Source organism: Methylacidimicrobium tartarophylax, from assembly GCF_902143375.2.
GTDB classification, from domain to species: Bacteria; Verrucomicrobiota; Verrucomicrobiia; order Methylacidiphilales; family Methylacidiphilaceae; genus Methylacidimicrobium; species Methylacidimicrobium tartarophylax.
In genome coordinates, this window is record NZ_CABFVA020000011.1 from 1 (window position 1) to 20,105 (window position 20,105).

The 20,105-nt window shown below is 61.9% G+C and carries 18 protein-coding genes; 9 read left to right on the forward strand and 9 right to left on the reverse strand.

The window, feature by feature from the left end:
• The 7 genes from MAMT_RS01310 to MAMT_RS01340 all read right to left on the reverse strand — a co-directional run.
• Positions 1–492, reverse strand: a 492-nt coding sequence (locus tag MAMT_RS01310) for an aminotransferase class III-fold pyridoxal phosphate-dependent enzyme (protein ID WP_142659145.1), incomplete at its 3' end; no start/stop codon positions are given.
• Positions 489–1,637, reverse strand: coding sequence for an aminotransferase class I/II-fold pyridoxal phosphate-dependent enzyme (locus MAMT_RS01315; RefSeq protein WP_142659146.1), 1,149 nt, complete (start codon positions 1,635–1,637; stop codon positions 489–491). The genes MAMT_RS01310 and MAMT_RS01315, both read right to left, overlap by 4 nt.
• Entirely contained in the window at positions 1,634–2,854 is a 1,221-nt protein-coding gene (locus MAMT_RS01320) for an amidohydrolase family protein (RefSeq protein WP_142659147.1), read from the reverse strand. Before MAMT_RS01320 ends, MAMT_RS01315 begins: the two co-directional genes overlap by 4 nt.
• 6 nt (positions 2,855–2,860) lie before the next feature.
• Positions 2,861–3,523: a phosphatase PAP2 family protein gene (locus MAMT_RS01325; protein ID WP_142659148.1), complete on the reverse strand. Its 663-nt coding sequence runs from the start codon at positions 3,521–3,523 to the stop codon at positions 2,861–2,863.
• 57 nt (positions 3,524–3,580) lie between these two features.
• A complete protein-coding gene (locus MAMT_RS01330) occupies positions 3,581–5,689 on the reverse strand; it encodes a heavy metal translocating P-type ATPase (RefSeq protein ID WP_142659149.1) in 2,109 nt (702 codons plus the stop codon).
• Positions 5,690–5,801: 112 nt separating this feature from the next.
• Positions 5,802–6,803 carry an aspartate-semialdehyde dehydrogenase gene (locus MAMT_RS01335; RefSeq protein WP_142659150.1) on the reverse strand — a complete coding sequence of 334 codons (1,002 nt, stop codon included), beginning with the start codon at positions 6,801–6,803 and terminating at the stop codon, positions 5,802–5,804.
• Positions 6,804–6,827: 24 nt separating this feature from the next.
• Positions 6,828–7,355, reverse strand: a complete 528-nt coding sequence (locus tag MAMT_RS01340) for a bactofilin family protein (protein WP_142659151.1) — start codon at positions 7,353–7,355, stop codon at positions 6,828–6,830.
• A gap of 142 nt (positions 7,356–7,497) precedes the next feature.
• Between MAMT_RS01340 and MAMT_RS01345 the strand changes: the two genes are divergently transcribed.
• The 5 genes from MAMT_RS01345 to def all read left to right on the forward strand — a co-directional run bounded on the left by MAMT_RS01345 (position 7,498) and on the right by def (position 11,478).
• Entirely contained in the window at positions 7,498–9,279 is a 1,782-nt protein-coding gene (locus MAMT_RS01345; protein WP_142659152.1) for an AsmA family protein, read from the forward strand.
• Positions 9,251–9,736, forward strand: coding sequence for a DUF1318 domain-containing protein (locus MAMT_RS01350; protein ID WP_142659153.1), 486 nt, complete (start codon positions 9,251–9,253; stop codon positions 9,734–9,736). Before MAMT_RS01345 ends, MAMT_RS01350 begins: the two co-directional genes overlap by 29 nt.
• A 7-nt stretch (positions 9,737–9,743) precedes the next feature.
• The gene (locus tag MAMT_RS01355; RefSeq protein WP_142659154.1) at positions 9,744–10,370 is read left to right on the forward strand and encodes a hypothetical protein; all 627 of its coding nucleotides are present in this window, start codon (positions 9,744–9,746) and stop codon (positions 10,368–10,370) included.
• Between the two features lie 110 nt (positions 10,371–10,480).
• Entirely contained in the window at positions 10,481–10,909 is a 429-nt protein-coding gene (locus tag MAMT_RS01360; RefSeq protein WP_142659155.1) for an ExbD/TolR family protein, read from the forward strand.
• Positions 10,906–11,478, forward strand: coding sequence for a peptide deformylase (gene def / locus MAMT_RS01365; RefSeq protein ID WP_218579732.1), 573 nt, complete (start codon positions 10,906–10,908; stop codon positions 11,476–11,478). The genes MAMT_RS01360 and def overlap by 4 nt, the downstream gene beginning before the upstream one ends.
• 16 nt (positions 11,479–11,494) lie before the next feature.
• On the opposite strand, the gene MAMT_RS01370 is transcribed toward def, so the two are convergent.
• Together MAMT_RS01370 and MAMT_RS01375 are read right to left on the reverse strand one after the other, a co-directional pair.
• Complete coding sequence (locus MAMT_RS01370; protein WP_142659157.1) at positions 11,495–11,740, reverse strand: glutaredoxin family protein; 246 nt, start codon at positions 11,738–11,740, stop codon at positions 11,495–11,497.
• A gap of 104 nt (positions 11,741–11,844) precedes the next feature.
• The gene (locus tag MAMT_RS01375; RefSeq protein WP_246186457.1) at positions 11,845–12,669 is read right to left on the reverse strand and encodes a chlorite dismutase family protein; all 825 of its coding nucleotides are present in this window, start codon (positions 12,667–12,669) and stop codon (positions 11,845–11,847) included.
• A gap of 119 nt (positions 12,670–12,788) precedes the next feature.
• On the opposite strand from MAMT_RS01375, the gene lptB reads away from it, so the two are divergent.
• From lptB to dnaE, 4 genes are all read left to right on the forward strand, one after another.
• The gene (gene lptB / locus MAMT_RS01380; RefSeq protein ID WP_246186458.1) at positions 12,789–13,739 is read left to right on the forward strand and encodes an LPS export ABC transporter ATP-binding protein; all 951 of its coding nucleotides are present in this window, start codon (positions 12,789–12,791) and stop codon (positions 13,737–13,739) included.
• Positions 13,740–13,786: 47 nt separating this feature from the next.
• The gene (locus tag MAMT_RS01385) at positions 13,787–14,617 is read left to right on the forward strand and encodes a 50S ribosomal protein L11 methyltransferase (protein WP_142659158.1); all 831 of its coding nucleotides are present in this window, start codon (positions 13,787–13,789) and stop codon (positions 14,615–14,617) included.
• Between the two features lie 7 nt (positions 14,618–14,624).
• Entirely contained in the window at positions 14,625–16,526 is a 1,902-nt protein-coding gene (locus MAMT_RS01390; RefSeq protein WP_246186459.1) for an ATP-dependent helicase, read from the forward strand.
• A 115-nt stretch (positions 16,527–16,641) separates the two neighbouring features.
• Positions 16,642–20,105: DNA polymerase III subunit alpha (dnaE, locus tag MAMT_RS01395; RefSeq protein ID WP_142659159.1), on the forward strand; the 3,464-nt coding region annotated here is incomplete at its 3' end.

Sequence of the window (20,105 nt, forward strand, 5' to 3'; positions counted from 1 at the left end):
GCTTTGGGCCACGCTCATCGCGCCGACCGTGTCCCCATGGTAGCTCTCCGCAAGGCAGAGAAAGAGATCACGCTGGGGCTGGCCGTTTTGCTGGAAATATTGCCAGACGATCTTCACGGCCGCTTCGATCGCCGTGGCCCCGTCGTCCGAAAAAAAAGTCCGGTATCGGGGGCCGCTCTCGCCCGCCGCAATCCCCGAAAGCCGTTCCGCAAGCTCGGCTCCCCAGGGATGGGTCAGGCCGAGAAACGAGACATGGTCGATTCGCTCGAGCTGATCCCGAACCGCCGCGACAAGCCGGGGATGACGGTGTCCATGGACATTCGTCCAGATCGAGGAGTTGCCATCCCAATACCGCTTCCCCTTTTCGTCCCACAGATAAGGACCTTCTGCGCGCACGATCACCGGCAGGCCGTAAGCCGGATCCCGCCAGGGTCGATCGGGAGTAAAGGGATGCCAGACGAAGTCCTTGTCTCGCTCTTCGGAACTCCTCATTCTTCGCGCTCGAGCTCCGCTTGAAGCAACCGGATCTCTTCCGGGGTGTGAAAGGAGCAGAGCGAAATCCGCAGCCGGGCAGCTCCTTTGGGGACGGTCGGAAAGCGGATGGCCGGGGCAAAGATTCCTCTCTTCCGAAGCCGGGCGGCGACCGCCGTCGCCCGCCTTTCCTCCCCGCAGATCACGGGAAAGATGGGAGACCGCTCGCTCTGACCTCCTCCGAAAAGAGCGATGATTTCCCGGAGCCGTTCGCGCCGCCGCGTCCCCTCTCCCGAAGTCAATAGGGCGAGAGCGGCCTTGGCCGCCCCGGCTGAAGGCGGCGGCAAGGCCGTCGAGTAGACAAAAGGGCGGGCGCGGTTGATCAGCAGGTCGATGAGCTCCCGGTCGCCAGCCACGAATCCTCCTCCGGACCCGAGTGCCTTGGAAAGGGTTCCCAGCTCGACCTCGATCCGCCCTTCCAAGCCGAGCGCCTCGATGATCCCGGCTCCGGTCCGACCGAAGACTCCTTCTGCGTGCGCCTCGTCCACCAGACACCATGCCTCGTATCTTTCCTTCAGGGCAACCAGCTCCTGGAGCGGGGTGATATCCCCATCCATCGAAAAGACCGATTCGGTCACCACGAGCGCCCGCCGGGATCTCGGGCGATACCGGCGTAAGATCTCCTCCAGCCCATGGAGGTCGTTGTGGGGAAAGACGCGAAGGGTGGCCTTGCTGGCGCGCGCCCCGTCGATGAGCGACGCGTGGCTGAGCCGGTCGAGCACGACCAGGTCCTCCGCTCCCACGAGCACCGGGATCGTACCGGCCGCGGCCGCATAACCGCTCGGAAAGACCAGCGCCGCTTCCCGGCGCTTCCAGGAAGCCAGGCGCGCCTCCAGATCCCGCTGGAGATCGGCATCCGGACAGAGCAGGCGAGAGGCGCCGGCGCCCGCACCCCGTTCCCGAAAAGCTCGACAGCCCGCTTCGATCACCTCCGGATGGTGAGAAAGACCCAGGTAGTCGCTCGAGGCAAAGTTGAGCCAAGGCGTTTTTCCTTCTACGGTCCCCTCTCCTCCTGCACCGGCAGGCTGAGGCAGAGACCGGAGCAGCCCGGCTTCCGCCAGTTCTTCCAACTCCCTGCCGAGTGCGGTGCGAAATTCTCTACTCATGAGAACCAACGCCCCTCCGCCTTGAGCACTCTTCCGTGAACCATGAGGAAAAGCGGCTCTTCCCGGCTCTCGATGCAGGATTCCCAGGGATCAAGTCCGCTCCGCCATCGAAATGCCGCGAGGTCCGCCCAGGCCCCGCTGCGGATCTCACCCAAGGTTCCAGGCAGGCCCAGCGCTCGCGCCGGTGCTGCCGTGACCATCTCCCACCATCGCTCCGGGGGGATTCCTGGATGCAACCGGCGCGCTTGGCGAATCTCTTCGCGCAAATCAAGCGTGTCGTTGCTGGCCAAGCTATCGGTGCCCAGGCAGACGGGGATTCCGAGCGAAAGCATCCGCTCCAGGGGAAAGGGCGCGTAGGAAAAGAAGGCGTGCGACTTCGGGCAGTGGACGACCGAAAACTGCCGCCTAGCCAAAAGAGCCCAGTCCGCCTCGCAGAGATAGTTCAAGTGGACCAACATCATGCCGGGAGCAAGGCCGCCGGTCCGATCGAGCCACTGGAGCGGAGAAAGCTCTTCGCCGGTCGGCCTAGGACGGCCGGCTTGGCTGACTAGATCCAGGAGTTCCCCGTCTCCTTGGCAAAACATCGTCCACTCCTCGGGCGACTCCGCCACATGCGTGGTCACCGGAAGGCGGAAGCGCTCTGCGCCTTCCCGGACTAGGCGATAGAGCTCGGGGGAAACCGTGTAGGGCGCATGCGGGGCCAGTCCAAGTTTGCCGAGCGGGACGGGGGGATTGTCGAAAAATCGCAGAACCGCACACGCCGCTTCCTCGGACCAGACGTGGGGACGGAGATCAATCAGTTCCAGAAACCACCAGCAGCGCAGGGGAAACCGATCGGCCAGAAGCAGAAGTTCCGGGTAGGCCTCCATGTTGCCCACCCCGGTCGTGCCGGAACGAGCGAGGAGACCGAATCCTTCGTCGAGCGCCGCTTCGAGCGACTCCCGATGCAAGGTTGCCTTGAGACGAAGGATCTCCTTGACCCATGCCGGAAAGGAGATGGCCGGAAGCTTCCCCCGAAGTCCCGTATAATCCAGATGAACGTGGGCGTTCAGCAGCCCCGGAGAGAGAACGGCGTCCTCGAGAACGACCCGCTCCTCGCCCATCCGCGGAGAAAGCTCCTCGGCCACTTGAACGATGCGATTCCCCAGGATGCGAACCATCCCGGGAACGAGAACCTCTCCGGGGCCAAGGAAGACAGCTTTTGCGGAAATCAGCATCTTCCGTCAACCGCTCTTACTTTCCTGCTCCCCCTGCCGGCCTTCCTTCCTCTGCGCCGAAGCAAAGAGAAGTCGGGGATGGGCGGCGTAAAGCCGTGGAAAAAGCTGCCTTCCCCATCGATGCCAGGCGTACTCCGTTCCGGCGCTCAACGCCCAGGCATAAAAGGCTCCCACAAGCCATCCGGCGAGAACATCCGACGGATAATGGACTCCGAGATAAATCCGCGAGTAGCCCACCAGTCCCGCCCAGAGCCAAACCCAGGCCATTCGCGGGCCATAGACGACATTGGCCAGATAGGCGAGCGCCGCATTGTTCGCCGCGTGCCCCGAAGGGAAGGAGTGGCCTTGGGGCCCCTGGCTCGGATCGGACCAGGAAATCTTCCCTTCATCGACCTCCCGCACTCCGGGAAGCACGGAAAAGGGACGGGGACGGTGCACGAGATGCTTCAGGCCGTCGGTCACTCCCATATCCCCCACGACGAGGCTGATCCCTACGAGGCCCAGAAAACAGCGATCCCGGAAGCGGCCGAACGCAGTCAAAAGCACCACTCCCACCAGAACGATGCCCTGAAAATGGTGGTAGTGGGAGATCCGAGGCATCCACCAATCCAGCAGGGGGCAGGTCCAATGAGTGTTGATCTCGTAAAAAAGCCAGAGATCCCAACCCATATCGTTTGACGGTTCCCGCTCGTCCCGGCGGCGCAGGACGAGATCCCCTTTCGTACGTCACCGGCGGTAGAGTCGCAAGGCATTCCCGACGACGAACAGGTCGGACATGCCCATTGCCGCCGCACAGAGAGCCGGGGAGAGCACGCCAAAGATCGCCAAAGGAATAGCCGCCGCGTTGTAAAAAAAGGCCCAGAAGAGATTTTCGTGGATCGTGCGGAGCGTCTTCGAGCTCAAGGAGAGGATTCCCGGGATCGCCTCGATGTCTTTCCGCAGAAGAATGACGTCGGCGGATTCCCGGGCAATGTCGGTCGCCTGGAGAACGGCGATGCCGAGGTCGGCTTGCGCCAACGCCGGGGCATCGTTGATCCCATCCCCGACGAACGCGACTCCTCCCCCCTGGGATTGGAGCTTCTGCACGAGCTCGGCCTTGGCTTCCGGGCGCACCTCGGCGAAGGTCCGTTCCTTCGGAATACCAACCTCTCGAGAAAAGGCGAACGACGCCTCCGCCTGGTCGCCGGAAAAGAGGTAGACCGCATAACCCTGCTCTTGGAGTCCGCGCAGAACTCCGGCCGCAGAGGGCTTGGGCCGGGCAAGAACCGGCAGGGTTGCCAAGAGCTGCTTCCCCAACGCAAGGCCAAGCGTTCCGTTCGCTCCGCTCGCAGCCTCCTGAGGAAGCGCGACTCCCAATTCCGCAAGCCAGCGGAGCGAACCCAGCCGTGCGGTCTCGCCCCGGTAGAGTGCCTGCACTCCCAGGCCACGCTCCTCTTCCCACTCTTTTATCTCCGCGCCTGGCCATTCGGCACAATACCGGGAGACCGCTTGGCTGAGCGGATGGCGGCTCGGTGCCGCCAGCGCCCGAGCCAGCCTCTCCGCTTCCTGGGGAGCCTCCCCATAATAGGTGGGCTTTCCCACGGTCGGCTCGGTGAGCGTGCCGGTCTTGTCGAAGACGATTCTCCGGATTCTCCCGCATTTTTCGAGCGCCTGTGCGTCGCGCAAGAGAACGCCTCTGCGGGCCGCCACATTGGCCGCCACGAGGATCGCTGCGGGAGTCGCAAGGCCCATCGCGCAGGGGCAGGCCACGACCAGAACGGAGGCCGCCCGAAGGAGGGCTCTCTCCCACCCGAGGCCGAACCATCCCCAGCCGAGAACGGTTCCTCCCGCCAGCGCCAGGACTGCGAGGACGAAGATATTGCTCACCCGGTCGACCAGCCGCTGGATCGCCGCCCGGCTCTGCTGGGCTCGTTCGACCACTGCCGCGATGTGCGCGAGCACCGTCTCGGATCCCGCGGCCGACACGCGCATCACGATCCGCCGGCTCACGTTGATCGTTCCTGCATAGAGCAGCCCGCCAAGCGCCTTCTCCACCAGTTGGGATTCCCCGGTGAGCATGCTTTCATCGAGAACCCCCTTCCCTTCCTCGATGACCCCGTCGACAGGCACGCGATCCCCCGGACCCAGAATCACGAGGTCCTCCTTCCGTAGCTGCTCCACCGAGACCTCTTCCTCCTCCCCGTCGGAGAGGCGTCGGCGCGCCTTTGGAGGGGCCAGAGACAAGAGGGTGCGCAGAGTCCGGGAGGCGCGGAGGGAGACTCGAGCCTCCAGCCAATGCCCTACGCTCACCAAGGTAAGAATCGCTGCTGCCTCGTCAAAATAGCCGTGCTCGAGGGCTCCGGGCCGAAAAAGGCCATAGACACTCAAGAGGAAGGCAGCGGAACTCCCCAGGGAGACCAGCACGTCCATGTCGAGCCTCCCGTGGAGGAGTTGACGGTAGGCCCCCTGATAGAACGGACGCCCGGTAATCAGTTGCACCGGAAGGGCTAGTACAAACTCGAGCCAGCCGAGCCAATGCGGATGGGGCGGGGCCCGAACGAGCCAAGGCAGAACAAAAAGGAGCGGAGTGAAAACGACCCCTACCAGCAGGCCCCGCTGCCAAGGGCCGGATGAGTCCTCCTCGTCTTCCGCCGGTGCCGCCTCATAGCCTGCCTTCTGCACCGCCTCGACCAGCGCCGCCGAAGAAGGACCACCCTCCCCGACCTCCACCGTCGCTCTGCCCTTCTCGAGGTCGACCCGCGCCGAGGTCACCTTGGGAACCGCACTCAACGCCGTTTGCACATGCCGGGAACAGTTGGAACAAGTCATGCCGCCGATTCGCAGTCGAATGGTCATGCCATGATCATACGCGATCCTCTCCGAATCCCAAACAGGTAGAAGGAAGGCTTCGCGCCTTTCTCGCTTACGAAGGAATGGTTCGCGCCCAAGCGGGTCCGCGGAACCGGTTTTACCCTGCGGCCAACCGCTCGAGGATCTGGATCGCGTTCCAGGCCGCTCCCTTGAGGAGCTGGTCGCCGCTCACGAAGAGGGCGAGCGCCCGGGGATGCGACGGATCCTCGCGAAGACGGCCCACCAGGATTTCCCGCTTGCCCGCGGCTTCCAGCGGAGTCGGGAACTGGTTGGCCTGCCGGTCGTCGACAACCACGACACCGGGAGCGTGGCGGAGAATCTCCCGGGCCTCCTCGGCCGAGAGCTTGCGCCGGGTCTCCAGCACGATCGCCTCCGAATGCGCCCGAAAGACCGGCACTCGGATACAGGTGGCGCAGATACCCAGGGTCGGTTCTCCGAAGATCTTGCGAATCTCCTGCGCGACCTTGTTCTCCTCTTCGTTGAAGCCGGATTCATCGACAGGGGTGTTGTGGGAAAAGACGTTGAAGGCGATCTGTTCGGGAAAAACCTTCTTCCGAATCGCTTCGCCGGCCGCATATTGCCGCACTTGGGCATCGAGTTCGGAGAGCGCCTTCGCACCGGCTCCGCTTGCGGCTTGGTAGGTCGCCACCACGATCCGTTCGACGACGGCGGCTTGATGAAGAGGCCAGACCGCAGTGGCCAGGATCGCTGCGGTGCAGTTCGGATTGGCGATGATTCCCGAATGGCGGCGCAACGTCTTCGCGTTGACTTCCGGCACGACGAGCGGGACCTCGTCCGCCATTCGAAAAGCCGAAGAGTTGTCGATGACGACCGCTCCGCCCTTCACCGCAATCGGGGCATACCGGCGGGAGACCGAACCGCCGGCGCTAAAGAAGACATAATCGAGCGCAGCCAGCCTCTCCTCACCGACCTCCTCCACCCGAATCGGTTCATGACGAAACGAGAGAATTCGGTCTGCGGAACGGCTCGAAGCAAAGAGACGGATTTCGGCGATCGGAAGGGTCCCCCCTTCCAGGAGATGAAGGGCCTCCTGACCGACTGCCCCCGTGACTCCGACAATTCCGATTCGCAAACCCATGGTAGCGGGGTCGTGCTCTGCGCGCTACGAGGGGATTCCCTTCTCCACGGGCTTTCCTCCCATAGGAGTAGCAGGAAGCGGCTTTGCCGCTTCGGGGCCCTTGAGCGGCCGCGCCGGCGCACCTTCTCTCCCAGCCGGGGTCAACAGCTTGAAAAAGGAGTCGGTCTCCGGTCTCTCAACCTTATCCGATTGGAGGCTCTCGGATTTGCCGACGAAGACCGCTCCCTGCTCGATCGCCAGGGCTCCGGATTGCACGTCGCCGAAGACCCGGGCCGATCCGACCAGCTCGAGCCGCTCCCGGGCCAGAATATTGCCGAAGACCCGTCCACGAACGACCACCTTCTTCGCGCGAATATCGGCTTTAACAAGTGCGGTGTCGCCGATCACCAGGGTTCCGTCTTCCGAGAGAATCTCTCCCTCCAGCCTCCCGTTGAGCTGAAGCTCGCCCGTGAACCCAACCGTTCCGCGGAACTCGGTGTCCCGCGTAAGTACCGTTACCTTGGGACCGGGTAGTTCATTCTCGTTTCGCGTCGTTTCGGAGGTAATATTCATAAGAGGTAAAAAGCCCGTTTTATTATTTTCACAGCAAACGCGGCATCCTCCCGCTTTTCAATCTCTTTTTACCGACTTATTCACGCAACGCTCCGCTTTGCGGTTTTCGCGTTCCACGGCCGCTGCTAAGATCTCGTTCTCGATGACCGGCGATGGACAAGAGCCGCCTCCGCGGGTGAGCCATCCCGGGAAGAGAAGGTTCCCTCGGCGTATCGGCCTGCTGCTCGGAGCGCTTGCCGCCCTTGCGCTGCTCGTTTTCGTCGGAGGCCCATGGGCTGGACGCCGCATCCGAGCCAACACTTCCGAACTCCTCACCGGACTCGCCCGTCACCTTGCGCTTCCCCTGGATATCGACTCGGCCGAGTGGCTCTCTTCTACGGCCTTTCGCCTCCACGGCGTCTCGCTCGGGGAGGTCGGCCGGATCTCCGAGGTTCTGATCCGGTGGAGATGGGACGATCTCCTTTTCCGGCAGAGGCTTGGTTACGTCGAAATCCATTCCCCCATAGTCTGGAGTTCCTCCTTGATCGCTTTTTTGGAGCGAGCATCGAAGGGAAAGCCCGCAAATCCGTGGCTCCGGTTCCTTCCCAAACCCCGCCTCCAAATCGACATCATCCGCGTGACGCGGGCCACGATCAATATCGACCGGCTCGCCCCCCACCTGCCGCCGATCCCCCTGGCCTTAGGCTTTCATGGACAGCCGATCGAGCTCCACGACGTCCCGGTGGTCGGCCTGAGTCAGGATGATCGCCTGATCAATCTCGCCGCCGCGCGCAACGTGATGATCTACTCCCCCTATGACCCTCTCTCCAAGATCCTCAGCATCGAATCTCTCCGGATCAAGTTTTCCTGGCGGGGACTCTCGCAGCATCGGGTCGATCAACTGGCGATCTTCGATCCGGTGCTCTATCTCGGCCCCGATCTCTTCTGGTATGTCGAGCAGTTTCGCAAGGAGGAGGAGATCCGACGAAAGAGACGGCGCGAACGGACCCTGGAACAGTGGATCGCCGACAAGATGCTCCTCCGAGGAGGACAATTCGTGATCAGCGCCTTCGGCGCTCCGGGGATCGTGCTTCCCTTTCTCTTTGGACTAAGCTCGGAAAACGTTTCGCTCAACGATTGGACGCAGGCGAGTCTCAAGAACGAGATCGAGATCATGCCGGGGAGAATCGAGTACCCTTCTTATCATGTCATCCTCGACGTGCGACGGGGACGTCTCTCCTTCAACCTGCCGCTGAGCGAGCCGCGGGCGAACAACCTGGTCCATACCGTCCTTTTTAAGGAGGTTTCCTGGCGCGGGATCCGAGCCACCGACGATTGGCTCGACGTAACCTTCAACAGCGAGGGAATCTTCGGCCATTTCGGCGGCAAGCTCTACGGAGGAGATGCAGGCGGGGGATTCTCGATCCGTTTCCAGAAAGACTTCCCGTGGGATGGATGGGTTCACCTCAACGGAGTCTCCGTGGAGCCGATCGCACAGCAGTTTATGAGCGACCGCTTTGCCTTGGCCCTGACCGGGACGGCGGACGGCCGCCTCCACCTCGATGCGCGGGGAACGAGTCCGCAAAACGCCTTCGGCTTTTTGACGCTCGATGGTCCGGGAACCCTGGAGATGCGCGATATCGACCGCTTTCTCCAACGCCTCCCCGCCGATTGGAGTCCCGCCAAGCGGCAACTCGTCCAGATTCTCGGTCAATCCCTGCGCCGCTACGCCTACTCCGTCGGTTTTCTCTCGCTCTCCTACGCCCTCCCGGAAAGCCGCCTCCGGTTGGAGCTGCGCGGACCCGATGGGAAGAGAAACTTCAGGATTCGCTGGCAACAAGATCCTCGGATGGGGGCGCCGATTGCAAGCGGCTTGTCTCTCGGGCCAAATTCTGATCAGTTGCCGGAGCAAACGAATGGAGAGTATCCACCGATTTCCCCGTAAGGGATGGTTTCTTCTCGCCGTCCCGATCACTCTCCTCGGCTGCTCTCCCACCGTGCGCGTGACGACCCCGGAGCCGGTGCGCATCCACGTTCGCATGAACGTGGAAGTCACCGAGAAACAGAGCGCCCACGTGTCTCCGGTCGCGCCCGAGGTCGCGGAGCACCGCCGGCTTCGTTCGGGAGAAATCCAAGGCTTGAAAAACGCGGGCGTAATCGGAGAAGATCGCGATGGCTTTCTTGCCGTCGTCAATCCACCAGCGGATGTTGCCTACAAGCAGTTCGCCGAGCATGTGGTCCAGGATGAAAATCGAGACCGCCTGAAACTCTACATGGCCCAAACGAAACTACAGGGAAAGACCTTTGAGGAGATCCAGGATGAGTATGCACGGCGTTGGTCCAGGCGGGCTTTCCCTGGAGAGTATGTCCAGCAACCGGATGGAGCGTGGGTTCGCAAATAGCGAGTCGATGAAACCCGGCGCTTTCCGATCGGGGATCGCCGCACTGCCTCTCCTTCTCGCAGCCCTGGCTCTTCCCTACCGAGCCGAGGCGCAAAGCGATCCGGAATATCCACTTCCCAGCCAATCCGCATCGGAGGGCAGAGCTCCCGATCGAGCGCCCTCCGAGACTCCCCTTCATCCCGTGCAGATGGGCCCGGCGAACTCCTCCTCGTCCGGTCAGGCTCCGGCGCTTGACGGCACCCCTCGGGCGGGCCAGGAGACCCCATTCGATCCGACGGGAGGGCTCCGGACTTTCCTTGAGTCGCTGCCGGACAAACCGCGAAAATTCATCGAGCACCACCTCAACCGGAAAGCGACGCATGCACTGGTCGGCAGAACCGACTCGCTCGGTGGAACCTACGTAGTCATCCATGAAGGGCTCCCTCCGCCACAAACTCCCCTCGTTCACGTCTTCCTCCTGGCCGATGGAAAGGTCCGGCTACTGTTTACCAGTACCACTCCCTTTCGTGTGCCCGCCAGCCTTCGCATCCCCCGGGAGGACAAAATGTCCCTCCTCCTCTCCTACATCTTTTTTCAGCAGTCGAACCGGGTTCCTCCCGTCCTCTCGCAGGAAGCACGGCCGACTGCTCCTTGAGGCCGCTCGGCTCTTTGCCCATGCGCAAGCGGATCGTTCGCTCAGGAGAGGGAAGGCTCGCATTTTTCTTGATCGCGACCAGGAATCGTCTCATTTGAGCAGGAGTTCCGATGCGATTCGTTGAGCGGCCAAAGCGGCAACCCCTCATTAACCTGGTGTCCCTGATCGACATTCTGTCGATCGTGCTCTTGTTTTTCGTCGTCACGACGACCTTTCAGCGAGAGGAGCCGGCCGTAAAGATCGACCTCCCGGAATCGGCCCGGGCCAAACCGGTTCGGGCGGACGTCCCTCGCATCATCTATGTGACCGAGGAGGAAAAGGTGTTTCTCGATGATAAACCGGTCGTGCCTAAGGAACTAGGCCGTCTCCTGAAGGAGACTCTCGCCAAGTCTCCGGAAACGAAGATCGCTTTAAAGGCCAGCAAGAAGGCTCCTTTTGAAATCATTCTTCAGGTCATGGATGCCGCAAAGGTTGCGGGCATTGTCAATCTCCCTACCTTTACCGTAGACGCCAAATCGTCGCAGAGCCCGCAACCGTGATTCTCCCGATCGTTCTGTTCGGCAACCCGGTCCTTCGCCAGCCCGGCAAACCCGTCCGCCGCTTTGACGCGGATCTGCGCAAGTTCGCCGAGGACATGCAGGAAACCATGGTCGCCAATCAAGGGGTGGGCCTGGCCGCCCAACAGGTGGGCAAGCCCTTGCTCTTCGCGGTGATCGATGTGAAAAGAACCAAAACTTCTTCCACGATGATCATCCGGGGAAAGCCGGTACCGGTGGAAGAGCAGATGCCCCTCTTCCTGGTCAATCCCGTTGTTTCGTTGACGAAATCGAAGGAGATCGGAAACGAGGGCTGTTTGAGCTTCCCCGGACTCCGGATCGATGTTCCCCGTTCCCGACGCGTTTCGGTCCGCGCACAAGATCTTCAAGGGAAACCTCTGGTCTTCGAGGCGAGCGGCTTTCTCGCTGTCGTCATCCAACACGAGGTTGACCACCTCTACGGCAGACTCTTTATCGATTATCTCAAGCCGGCGGAGCGAAAAGAGATCAAGGAAGACCTCGCCCGCATCCGGCAGGGACTTCCCGCTCTCACCAAGGACACCAAGGAGTGAAGCCGCCGGAGGGGTCTTAAGAAAGATCCTTGTCGCGCAAAAAGGCCTCGAGTTCCTCGGCCCCGAAGTCCGCAAGCACTTCGTCCTCCCACTCCATGGTGGGTGCCTGCGACTGACCGGAGATCGCTTTCATCCGGCGATAGGCTTCCGAATTCCGTAAAACGTCGAGTCGGTCGTAGGATATTCTGTACCGCTGGAGTACGGCCTCTACCTCGACGCACCATGGACAACCCGTTTTCACGTAAAGAGTAACTCGTTGCATGGATCAAGATCGATTTTCGCTCACACTTATTCCAATTACCCAACTCCTATTGCCTGACTGGATAACCCTTTCTCTCAGAAACCCGGCACAAGATGCCGGCGGTGCTAGGGGGAACCGGCGAGCCGGAGGACGACCTCGCCCACCGATGCCTGCAACCCCGTGAAGAAGGGTCCAAACTCCCCGTAATGGGCGCTCACGGGATCAAAGCGCATCTCCGCCACAATCGCTTTGACCTCGTAGGGATCCTGCGCGAAGAGAGTTACGCCCCATTCCCAGTCGTCCAGCCCGGTCGAACCCGTCACATACTGGATCACCCGGCCTGCGTAGCTCCTCCCGATGCGCGCATGCCCCTGCATCAGCTCCTTCCGTTCTGAAAAGGGGAGAGCATACCAGTTGGCGCCCGGTTCCCTTTTCTTGTTCATCGGATAAAAAGCGAAGAAGCGCCAGTCCGGCAAGGTCGGATAGAGCCGAACCTCGGTGTAGTAGCGGCTCCGCTCGCGGAAGGCGTTCATCCTCTGCTCGAATTCCGGCGAGCCCGGGACCAATCCATCGTGAGAGGCGAGCTGATCGGCCTGCTCCTCTTCCGACATCGTGTAGTCGGAGCGCTCGGTCATCGAGAAGAAGGAAAAGACCTTCGTCCACCCGTGCCGTCCGAGCAGCGCGCCAAGACGCTTTTCCCAACTATGAAGCCGATAAAGATCGGGAGAGAGAAAAACAAAACCGAGATCCGCCGGTCCGATCAGGGAAAGGGTCGCCGCTTGGGAGCGACTGGTTCCCCGAGCTTCCGCCAACAGAGCTTCTACGCCCGCGAGCAGCACCTTCGCAGGATCCTCCGACCCCGTAGCCGCCCGGGCCTCGAAACGGTAAAAGAGATGCAAAACGAAGAGCCCTTCCTTGGGCTCCAGCTTCTCGATCGTCGATTCGCTCACAATGCATCGATCTTGCGAAAAAGGATGCCGAATGCCAATCGAAACTGTGCGCCATTCCTTCCGCGTTCGACGGAGCGCATTGCACGGCGGCCGACCTTCTGCTACTGTTCGCAGGCATCATGGATCGTTCTGGCCCGGACGGCCTCCGCAATCCGGCTTTCCCTGCGTTCGGCTCTCAAGGCCCTCTCTCCATTCCTCCCTGGAAAGGCCCTCCGCCCCGCGGCGCCGGAGAGTCCTCGTCGCACCCACCGACCCCGGAAGTCTTCGAAGCCCCTCCTGCCGAGGAGGAGTCTCTTCCCGTTCAATCCCGCGTCCTCCACCATTCCGAAGGAGAGGAAGGGGACGGGGTCTTCCCTCTTTCTGCGGAAGGGCTGGTCAAGCAGTTCGGCCACAGGCGAGTCGTCAACGGGGTCGACCTTCACGTTCGAACGGGAGAGATCGTCGGGCTTCTGGGCCCTAACGGTGCCGGGAAGACGACGACCTTTTACATGCTCGTCGGCCTGATCCAGCCGACTCAAGGAGATGTCTTCATCGACGGCCAAAAGGTCACGCGAATGCCGATGCACCTGCGGGCGCGCAAGGGACTGGGTTACCTTCCACAAGAGGAATCCATCTTTCGCAAGCTCACCGTCGAAGAGAACCTGATGGCGATCCTCGACTTTCTCGACGTCGACGCCGAGGAGCGGACGGCTCGATGCGAAGCACTCCTGGAGGACTTCGGCATCGCCCATCTTCGTCGCACCATGGCGCTGGCACTGAGCGGGGGAGAAAAGCGCCGGCTGACCATTGCCCGCGCCCTTGCCACGGCACCGACGGTCCTTCTCCTCGACGAACCGTTCAGCGGCGTCGATCCGCTTGCCGTCGACGACCTGCAGCAGATCGTGCTCGGACTGCGCAATCGGGGCTTGAGTGTACTCATCAGCGATCACAACGTCCGAGAGACTCTGGCCATTGTCGATCGCGCCTACCTCGTCTGCGAGGGGCGTGTCATGAGCCATGGCTCCAGCGACTTCCTGATCAACGATCCGGTGACCCGCGAACTCTACCTCGGTCCCCGCTTCTCGATGTGACCCAGTCAGCTTTTCCGTGGGTGTGGAGCCGTCTGGTTCCCGCAAAGATGGCCGACTGCTGGGCTGAGCGTCTCCATTTTATTGGGCCTGGCTCCCTCGTCCTTCACCGGCTGGCCGGCCGTCCGACCGTACGATTGGAAGCGTATCTTCCTGATATTTCCGTCGGTCGCGAGCTCCTCGACCATTACGGTGGAAAGCTGCGCAAAGCCTCCTCCGCTTGGAGCGCAGCGGCGGTACCGAGCGACCCCCTTCGCATCGGGGGAAAACTCTGGATCGTGCCGGAAGCGGCAAAGGACTTGGGGAAAAAGGATTCTTCCCCGGGCGGGCGTCCTTCCCTCTTCATCCCTGCCGGCATGGCCTTCGGCACCGGGAGACATGCAACAACCGGGATGGTTCTGCGGGAAATGGTGACCATCCCGGACTGGCACAAGAGTCGAGTGCTCGACATCGGCACGGGCAGCGGCATCCTGTCCCTGGCCGCCCGGAGGCTCGGCGCGACATGCATCTGGGCATTAGACACAGACCCGGCAGCGCTCGCAGTGGCCCGCCGGAACGAGGAGGCCAACTTTGCCTCCGCCGCCATCCGCTGGGTCGAAGCCGACTTGGCTCGCTGGCGGAGCCGGAAGACGTTCGACCGGATCCTCGCCAATCTCTATCTGACGCCGCTTTTGCAAGGGGCTGCCCGGCTCGCGGCTTGGCTCGCCCCCCATGGCGTTCTTCTGGTCAGCGGTCTTCTCCGCGAGCAGGCACCTGAGATCGAGGAGCGCTTCGTCCGGGAGGGCCTTCTGCTCCAAGAGAAAAAGCGCCGGGGCAAGTGGACGATGCTCCGCTTCCAGGCACCCCTCCATTGTCATTCGGCGAAAGCCCCGGTACTTTGATCCGACCGTGATTGATTATGTAAATCTCCTCAACGAAGAGCAGCGGGAAGCGGTGACGGCCACTCCGGGGCCGATTCTCGTCGTGGCGGGCGCGGGAAGCGGGAAGACCCGGGCCCTGACCTACCGGGTCGCCTATCTCCTGGATAACGGCGTCGAGCCCTCCCGCATCGTTTTAGCCACCTTCACGAACAAGGCAGCCCGGCAGATGCTTGAGCGGGTCGGCCAACTGATTCCCCATGGAACGGAGGCAATCTGGGGAGGAACGTTTCATCACCTCGCCCACCGGCTTCTGCGACGCCACGCCGCTCTCGCCGGCTACGACCCGAGCTTCACCATCTTGGATCGGGCTGATTCGGCCGAGCTGCTCTCCGAGTGCTACGAGGAGATGAAGCTTTCCCGCAGCGAAGTCCACTTCCCTCGCCGGGAAGGTGCCCTCGAGATCTTCGGGTTGGCTACCAACCGGGAGACACCGCTAGACAAGCTGATCGCCGAAGACTTTCCTCATTTCGCCGAGCAGACCGAACGGCTGGTTGAACTCGCGCGGCTCTACCGGAAACGAAAGCAGAAGGCGTCGGCGGTCGACTACGACGATCTCCTTTCGGAAGCCGTCCGGCTGCTGCGCGATCAGAACTCGATCCGAGAGGAATACCAGGATCACTTCCATCACATTCTGGTCGACGAGTACCAGGACACGAGCCGCCTCCAGGCCGAATTCATCCACCTTTTGGCTGCCGGACATCGTCAGATCATGGCCGTGGGAGACGACGCCCAGTCGATCTATTCCTGGCGCGGAGCCGACATCCGGAACATGCTGGCTTTCCCGGAACGCTATCCCGAGTGCCGGGTCCTCTACCTGCGTGCGAACTATCGCAGCACTCCGGAAATTCTTTCCCTGGCCAACGCCGCGATCGCGGCAAACCGGTTTCAGTTTCCGAAGGAGCTTGCCCCGGTCCGAAACAGCCATCGCCTCAAACCTGCGGTCGTCTCTTGTCCAACCGCCAATGTGCAAGCCTCCTTCGTCGCCTCGCAGATCCAGACTCTGCGAAGGGAAGGAGTTTCCTGGGAAGAGATCGCCATTCTCTATCGCGCCCATTTCCACGCGTTGGAAGTCCAGCTCGAACTGACTCGGGCGGGAATTCCTTTTGAAATCACAAGCGGCCTCCGCTTTTTCGAGCAAGCCCACCTGAAGGACGTCGCGGCCTTTCTGCGCCTGGCGACCAATCCGCGGGATTCCGTCGCGTTTTCCCGAGTGGTCCGGATGTTTCCGGGAGTGGGAGAGAAGACGGCGAATCGCCTCTGGGAGGAGTTTTCCCGAAAGGGAGATCTCTCCGCCGTCAGTCCGCCCAAGTCGTGCACGGCTTCCTGGAACCAGTGGATTTCGCTCCAACGGGAGATCGCCTCACCCGAGCTCCGGCAGCTGCCTGCGGCACAGATCGAGAAGGTGATCGACGGCTTCTACCGCGAGCAGGTCGAATCGCAGCATGCGGATGCAGCCCACCGGCTGGAGGACCTCTCGCAACTGGTCTCCTTTGCCGCCGAATTTCCGGACACCGATAGCCTTCTCACCCAGCTGACGCTGCTGACCAACACCGATCGTTCGAACTCCCGGGAGGGAGTCCACCTCTCTACTATCCACCAGGCCAAGGGCCTCGAATGGCGGACGGTCTTCGTGATCATGCTCGCCGACGGGCTCTTCCCTTCCAGTCGTTCCACCGAATCCCTCATGGGGGAAGAGGAGGAACGCCGGCTCTTCTACGTGGCAACCACTCGGGCGCAGGACCATCTCTTCCTGGTCTATCCGCGCTACCGCGCCTCCCACTACGGAGAAAACTCGCTCCGTCCCTCCCGCTTTCTTGCGGAGATTCCTCGAGAGCTCTACAGCGATGTCCGCCCCTCGCGCATCGGATGACGACGAACCAGGCCCGCCGGATCGTCTCATCCGGTCCGCGAAGGCGACGAAAAAGCGGTTCGGCGATCGTGCGCCGATCGAGTAGTTTTTTAAGAAAGAAAGGTTCCGACGAATCATGGCGTCCGTCGATTTTGTTCATCTGCACGTCCATTCCGATTACAGCTTGCTCGATGCCACCTGCCGGATTCCGCAACTGGTCCAGGCCGCGCGCGAGGCCGGGATGCCGGCCGTCGCCCTCACCGACCACGGCAACCTCTACGGCGCCATCGAATTCTACAAGGCGTGCCGGGCGGCGGGGATTAAACCCATTCTCGGGTACGAAGCCTACCTAGCTCGGGAAAGCCGTTTCTGCCGGAAGGGCGGTCAGTCCGGAACGAGCCACATGACCCTTCTGGTTCGGAACGAGGAGGGTTACCACAACCTCCTCCGGCTGGCGACCGCGGCCTACCTGGAAGGCTTTTATTACAAGCCCCGCATCGACAAGGATCTTCTGCGCGAGCATGGCCAGGGGTTGATTGGAACGACGGGCTGTCTCAAAGGGGAAGTGCCGCAGCGGATCCTCGAAGGCGACATCGACGGCGCCCGCCAAGCCGTCGAGGCACTCGCTTCCTGTTTCGAGCCCGGCTGCTTCTATCTCGAAATCCAGAACCACGGTCTGCCGGAGGAAGCCATCGTCCGGGAAAAGCTCGCCGGTCTCGCCGAAGAGGTGGGTCTTCCCCTGGTCGCCACCAACGACGTGCATTATCTCCATAAGGAGGATGCCGACGCTCACGACGCACTGCTCTGCATCGGCACCGGCGCGCGGCTCACCGACAGCGCGCGCAAGCGGTACGGAGCTCCCGAGTTCTTTTTCAAGTCGGCCGAGGAGATGTCGAGCCTCTTCCCCCACCATCCCGAAGCTCTGGCCAATGCGGTCCGGATCGCCGAGAGCTGCCGACTGGAGATCGAGCTAGGCGGCAACCACTACCCTTTTTTCCCTCCCCCCGTCGGAAAGAGCCAGGCCGACTACCTGCGGGATCTCTGCCAGAAGGGCCTGGAGGAGCGTTACGGAAAGCCAAGCGAAGAGCTTTGCCGCCGGCTCGACTATGAGCTTGGGGTGATCGAGAAGACCGGATTTGTCAGCTACTTTCTGATCGTCTGGGACTTCATCGACCACGCCAAGCAGCGGGGCATTCCCGTGGGACCGGGCCGCGGCAGCGCTGCCGGGAGCTTGGTCGCCTATGCCCTCGGGATCACCGACATCGATCCGATCCGCTACGGCCTGGTCTTCGAACGCTTCCTCAACCCGGAACGGATCTCGCCCCCGGATATCGATATCGACTTCTGCTATAACCGCCGCCCGGAAGTGATCCAATACGTCCGCGAAAAGTATGGCGAAGGCTCCGTCGCCCAGATCATCACCTTCGGCACGCTGGGAGCCAAGATGGCCGTGCGGGACGTTGCCCGCGTCCTCGGGCTCTCCTATGGACAGGCCGATCGCCTGGCCAAGATGATCCCCACCGATCCCTCGATGACCTTGGAGCGGGCTCTTCGGGAAAGCCCCGATCTTCGCGCCGAGAGCGATCATGAGGAAGATGCGCGGGAAGTCCTGCGACTCGCCCAATGCCTGGAAGGCCTGACGCGTCAGCCGGGCGTTCACGCCGCCGGGGTGGTGATTGCACCGGCCGATCTCGTTCAGTTCGTCCCGCTCGCCCGGGGCGAGCAGGGAGAAGCCGTCACGCAATGGTCGATGGAGCCCCTGGCCGACGTGGGCCTCCTCAAGATGGACTTTCTTGGACTCAAGACGCTCACCGTCATCGCCGACACCCTGGCGGCGATCCGGGAGCATACCGGCCGCTCCCTTAAGCCCGGCTCCATTCCACTCGACGACGCCGCCACCTATGAGCTTCTGGGCGCCGGAAAAACCGTAGGGATCTTCCAACTCGAATCTCCGGGCATGCTCGATCTCTGCCGTCGGCTCAAACCGCGCAACATCGAGGATGTGATCGCGCTTGTAGCGCTCTACCGCCCGGGCCCGATGGAGAACATCCCGGCCTATGCCGACCGCAAGCTCGGCAAGATTCCGATCGAGTATGCCCATCCCTTGCTCGAGCCGATCCTGAAGGATACCTACGGGGTGATGATCTATCAGGAGCAGGTCATGCAGGCCGCGAGCATTCTGGCCGGCTATTCCCTCGGGCAGGCCGATCTCTTGCGTCGCGCCATGGGGAAGAAAAAGCCCGAAGAGATGCGCAAGCACCGCGACCTCTTCGTGCGGGGTTGTGAGAAGAAAAACCGGATCCCGGAAGAACAGGCGGAGCGGATCTTCGACACGCTCGAAAAGTTCGCGGGCTACGGCTTCAACAAAGCCCACAGCGCCTGCTACGGCCTCCTCGCCTATCAGACCGCCTATCTGAAGGCTCACTACCCGGTCTTTTTCTTGAGTGCCCTTCTTTCCAATGAAATGGGGGACAGCGACAAGGTTGCCTTGCTGGTGGCGGAGGCGAGGCGGATGGAGATTTCCGTCCTTCGCCCCGACGTCAATCGAAGCGAGGCGCGCTTCACCGTCGAAGGCGGCGGGATTCGTTGGGGCCTGGCCGCCATCAAGAACGTCGGAGTCGGGGCGGCGGAGACCCTGGTCCAGGCAAGGAAGCCAAAGACATTCACCTCCTTGTCCGATCTTTGCCTACGCACCACAGGAAGAGCCTTGAACCATAAACTTCTGGAAAGTCTGATCAAGGCGGGGGCCTGCGACGACTTCGACCGATCGCGAGCGCAGCTCTGCTCCGAAATCGATCAAGTCCTCTCCTCGGCGGCAACCGCAGCCCGCGAGCGCGCCGAAGGGCAGGGTTCCCTTTTCGACCTAGCCCTCTCTCCGACACGCGTGAACATGGATTCCGGGCATCCCGAATTCCCCACCTCCCAAAAGCTTCGCTTCGAGAAAGAGCTCTTGGGCGTCTATCTCTCGGGTCATCCCGTAGAAGAGTTCCAGAGTCAGCTCCGCCCCTTTCAGACTGCGGAGATCGGAGCGCTCGGCTCTCTTGCCGACGGCACCCCGGTTCGGCTGGCCGGCATTCTCTCCCGAGTCGAGGTGCGGACGTCGACCCGCGACCGGCGCCCCTTTGCCCGACTCCAGATGGAAGATTCCACGGCCTCGATCGAGGCGATCGTCTTCCCCGATCTCTATGCCTCTCTCTCCAAGGGATGGGAACCGGGCGAAATCGCCATTCTCTCCGGCACGATCTCCCGGCGAGACCAGGGACTCAGCATCCGCGCCACCGCGCTTCATTCCTTGGAGGAGACCCGGAAAGAGCTCATCGAGGCCATTGCTCTCCACATCCCTCTGGAGCGCTGGCAACCTGAGCGGTGGCAAGAGATTGGCCGGATCTTGAAACAATCGCCCGGAAAAATCGCGGTGCGCCTCCTCTGCCATCGGACCGATGGCGCCGCCCTGGAGATCGAGCCCTCGCGCAAATTCTTTGTCCAGGTGAACCAGCCGCTTCTAGATGCCCTGGAAAGAGTCGTGGGCAATGGCGCCGTGGAGCTTCGCGTCTCCTCCCGGATCCCGGCTCGCGTCTTCGCCCGCCGGCAGAGCCGGGG